Here is a 4196-nt window from a genome sequence, read left to right on the forward strand (position 1 = left end):
CCGGCCGCGCCGTTCCACTTCCGCCACGTCCCCACGTTCCTCGTTCCGCACGCTCCCCGTGCACCGACTGCACAACGGTACGGGCTGTCAACCCACGGTATGGGCCGCCGCCACCCGACCCAGACCGTGCGGCAGCCGAAATACCTGGTCAGGGGCTTGCCGCGGTGTCGGAGCGGCGTTCGGCTCCGCGGCGCCGCCACCCGCCGGCCCCAGGGCCGACACAATGGCGCATACGGCCTCCACCTTGGGGAGTAGGGCTCAAGGAAAAGGATCGCCCCTCCGGTTGACTCCTGTACCTGTCCACGCTGCCTACGCTGGGTTACGTGCAGCGCCTCTATGACTTCCTCCGCAGGCACCCGACGGGAGTGGACACCTTCTGGGCCGTCCTCCTCTTCGGGATCGCCGGCCTGTGGGTCATGAGCCAGCGCGGCCCGTGGGAGCAGATCCCCGCCGCGGCCTTCACCATCGGCCTCTGCCTGGTCATCGCGCTGCGCCGCAAGTACCCGGTCAAGATGCTGCTGCTGACCACCGCCATAGGCGTCGGCCAGCTCGTCCTGGACATCAAGCCCAACCCGGGCGACTTCGCGATGCTCGTGATCATCTACACCGTCGCCTCCGAGACGTCCGCCCGCCGCTGGGCCTCCCGCTTCGCGCTCGCCGGCGCGTTCGTCGCCCCCGTCCTCGCCCAGCTGCGCTACCGGGAAAGCCCCGCCAAACTGCCGCTGTGGGCGACGCTGTTCTTCCTGGTGCTGCTCACCGTGCCGTTCGTCCTGGCGTGGGTGCTCGGCGACTCCGTACGCACCCGCCGCGCCTACTGGGCACAACTGGAGGAGAAGGCCACCCGACTGGAGAGGGAGCGCGAGGCCCAGGCCCGGATCGCGGTCGCCGCCGAGCGCGCCCGGATCGCCCGCGAGCTGCACGACGTCGTCGCGCACAACGTCTCCGTGATGGTCGTCCAGGCCGACGGCGCCGCCTACGTCCTCGACACCGCGCCCGACCAGACCCGGCAGGCGCTGGAGACGATCTCCGGCACCGGGCGCCAGGCACTCGCCGAGATGCGCCGGCTGCTGGGCGTGCTCCGCACCGGCGAACAGGCCGAGGGCGGCGAGTACGTACCCCAGCCCGGAGTGGAGCAGCTCGCCGACCTCATCGACCAGGTCCGGGGCGCCGGACTGCCCGTCGACTTCCGGGTGGTCGGCGAACCGCGCTCGCTGCCCAGCAGCGTCGAACTGACCGCCTACCGCATCGTCCAGGAAGCGCTCACCAACGCCCGCAAGCACGGCGGCCCCGGCGTCAGCGCCACCGTCCGCCTCACCTACCAGGACGACGACGTGGATCTCCTCGTCGAGGACGACGGCCGGGGCGCGCAGCACGAGCTCTACGAGGAGGGTGGCGCGGACGGCCTCGGGCACGGGCTCATCGGCATGCGCGAACGGGTCGGCATGGTCGGCGGCATACTCGACGCGGGCCCCCGACCGGGCGGCGGCTTCCGCGTCACCGCCCTGCTGCCCCTCAAAGCGGGGCGGTGATCGCCTCCCCGCCACCCCACTGCGTCCCGCCACCCACCGCGCTCCATCCCCGCCCGCCGTCTCCCACACCCCCTCGCCGCCCTCGCCGCCCTCTCAGCCGACTGACCCGTGAAGGGATCTCCCTGCCATGACCATCCGCGTGATGCTCGTCGACGACCAGGTGCTGCTGCGCACCGGCTTCCGGATGGTGCTGGCCGCGCAGCCCGACATGGAGGTCGTCGCCGAGGCGGGGGACGGAGCGCAGGCGCTGGAGGTGCTGCGCGGGACCGAGGTCGACGTGATCCTCATGGACGTCCGGATGCCGCAGCTCGACGGGGTGGAGGCCACCCGCCGGATCTGCGCGGGCGGGCAGCAGAAAGGCGCCCCGAAGGTCCTCATCCTGACCACCTTCGACCTGGACGAGTACGCCTTCTCCGCGCTGAAAGCCGGGGCCAGCGGCTTCATGCTCAAGGACGTGCCGCCCGCCGAACTGCTCGCCGCGATCCGCGCGGTGCACAGCGGCGACGCGGTCGTCGCGCCGTCCACCACCCGCCGCCTCCTCGACCGCTTCACACCGATGCTGCCCGCCACCGCCGCCGAGCCGGTGCGTCCCGAACTGGAGCGGCTGACGGACCGCGAGCGGGAGGTGCTGCTGCTGGTCGCGCAGGGGCTGTCGAACGGTGAGATCGCGGCGCGGCTGGTGCTGTCCGAGGCGACGGTCAAGACCCATGTGGGCCGAATCCTCACCAAGTTGAACCTGCGGGACCGGGTCCAGGCCGTGGTACTCGCCTATGAGACGGGGCTGGTGCGGGCCGGGGGCGCGGGGGCGTAGCGAGGCGCGAGGCGGGGTGGGTGCGGGGACCGGGACGGGGATGCGGAGGCGGAGGGCGTGGCAGGGCGAGGGGAGTGGCTGGGGCGGCTTCCCGTACTCCGTAACGTCCGCCACCGCGGTACGCCGTTGATGCACTACGTGCCCCGATGGACCACTTGCCTGACGCACTACGTGACTCGATGCGCCGGTGGATCAGGTGCGTCGATGCGTGTACGCACCAGATGCGTCACTGCGCGTGTGCACCAGATGCGTCAACGCGCTGAGCGCCAACGAGTCATGGCCTCGGCGCGGCGCGGCCTCAACGCAGCACGCCCTCAAGGAAGTCGCTGCCCAGTCGGGCCACCACCTGGAGGTCCAGCTGGTGCAGCACATAACGACCGCGCCGCCGTGTCTGGAGCAGCCCGGCCTTCTTCAGTACCGCGACATGCCGCGACACCTCGGGCGCCGTGATGCCGAACGCGGTCGCCAGCTCCCCCGTCGTGTGCGGCCCCCGCGACAGTGTCCGGCACAGCCGCATCCGCATCGGGTGGCTGAGCGCCTCCAGCCGCTGCTGAACGAGTTCCAGCGTGGTGGCGGCGGGCAACTCCGGGCTGGCGACCGGGTATTGGAGCACCGGACGCCAGCCCGCGGCATGGCTGAACAGCAGATGCGGCCAGCCGAACGAGGTCGGCAGGAAGGTGATTCCGGGATCCCCGGGGCTGGCGAACGCCGTCGTCCGCCCGACGGCGAGCTTGTCGACCAGGATCCGGGTGCCGCCGCTGCCGTCCTGCGCCTCGTCCAGCGAAAGCGCCCGCGAGGTGGCCCGGAGCGTTTCGTCCAGCCCCTTGTGCCGCAGCAGCTCGGTCTTGTGCCGGGCGTCCGCGGCCAGCTGGATTCCCACTCGCCGCCAGATGTCCCCGAAGAACGCGTCCTCGCAGTCCTCGAACAGGCGCCGCAGCCACACCCGGAGGCGGTCCGGGGCGGTCAGCATCCGGTCCGTGAACCCCGCCTGCCGCGGACCGCGCGCCGCCGCCATCTCCCGTACGCGGGCCCGTTCACCCTCGTCGACCAGGGGCGACGGCGTGAGACGGGTGTACGCCGGTGAACAGGTGATCTCGAATACGGCGGCCACGAACCGCTCGTCGTCGATCTTGTCGAGCTCATCGAGGTCCTCGGACAACGTCGACCCCGGGTGGGCGGGCAGCAGGATGTCCGAACGGGCGGACCGCCACAGGAAGTCCGCCTCGCACAACCGGTCGGCGAGGTCGGTCTTCAGCCCCGCGTTGGTCGCGGTGACCCAGCCGTGCAGCCCGGGGTGGTGCGCCGGCTCGGACAGCGCGTGCAGCGCCGCGCCCAGCTCCGCCAACGGGGAGGGCGAGAACACGATGCGCTCCGGAGGCAGCCCGGTGATGTCGATGACGTTGGCCATGTACCCATCATGCGCGAGGCCGCGACCTGCACCGACGTCGATTGACGGCTCCCGTCAATCGACGCGCCACGGCCGCCGGCCGGCCCCACAGTGAGAAACATGAACACCACGCAGCAGCACCTCCTCGACACCTACCGCGCAGCTCAGCAGGGCAAGGCCGCCCCGCCCGCACCCGGCGCGGCCACCGTCCGCGTCGCCCGTGAAATCCAGCAGTGGCGCCGCTTCCAGGCCGTGGTCACGGACCCGGCGGACCGATGGCGGGCACGGGTGGGGCGGTCGAGGTGGGCGGGGTGGTTGCGGCGCGTGGGGTGGGGCGGGTGGGGGGTACGGGGTGAATGGCGGATACGGGGGGTACGGGGGGTTGTGGGGGCGGCGTCGCGTTCCCTTCCCCGGGGGCCCCTCCCCCCCCCCCCCCCCCCCCCCCCCCCCCCCCCCCAAAAACCCGGCG

At 72.1% G+C, this 4196-nt stretch carries 3 protein-coding genes; 2 read left to right on the top strand and 1 reads right to left on the bottom strand.

The genetic code is table 11. The features are described from left to right. Positions 1-323 precede the first annotated feature (323 nt). The gene (locus tag RZ84_RS20380) at positions 324-1529 is read left to right on the top strand and encodes a sensor histidine kinase (RefSeq protein WP_078894002.1); all 1206 of its coding nucleotides are present in this window, start codon (positions 324-326) and stop codon (positions 1527-1529) included. A 127-nt stretch (positions 1530-1656) separates the two neighbouring features. Beyond that, a complete protein-coding gene (locus RZ84_RS20385; RefSeq protein ID WP_043265498.1) occupies positions 1657-2340 on the top strand; it encodes a response regulator in 684 nt (227 codons plus the stop codon). Positions 2341-2638: 298 nt separating this feature from the next. On the opposite strand, the gene RZ84_RS20390 is transcribed toward RZ84_RS20385, so the two are convergent. Next, on the bottom strand, positions 2639-3748 hold the full coding sequence (locus tag RZ84_RS20390) for a DUF5937 family protein (protein WP_043265499.1): 1110 nt from the start codon (positions 3746-3748) through the stop codon (positions 2639-2641). Positions 3749-4196: the final 448 nt, after the last annotated feature.

It is taken from the genome of Streptomyces sp. CT34, from assembly GCF_000805335.1.
Classification (GTDB): Bacteria; Actinomycetota; Actinomycetes; order Streptomycetales; family Streptomycetaceae; genus Streptomyces.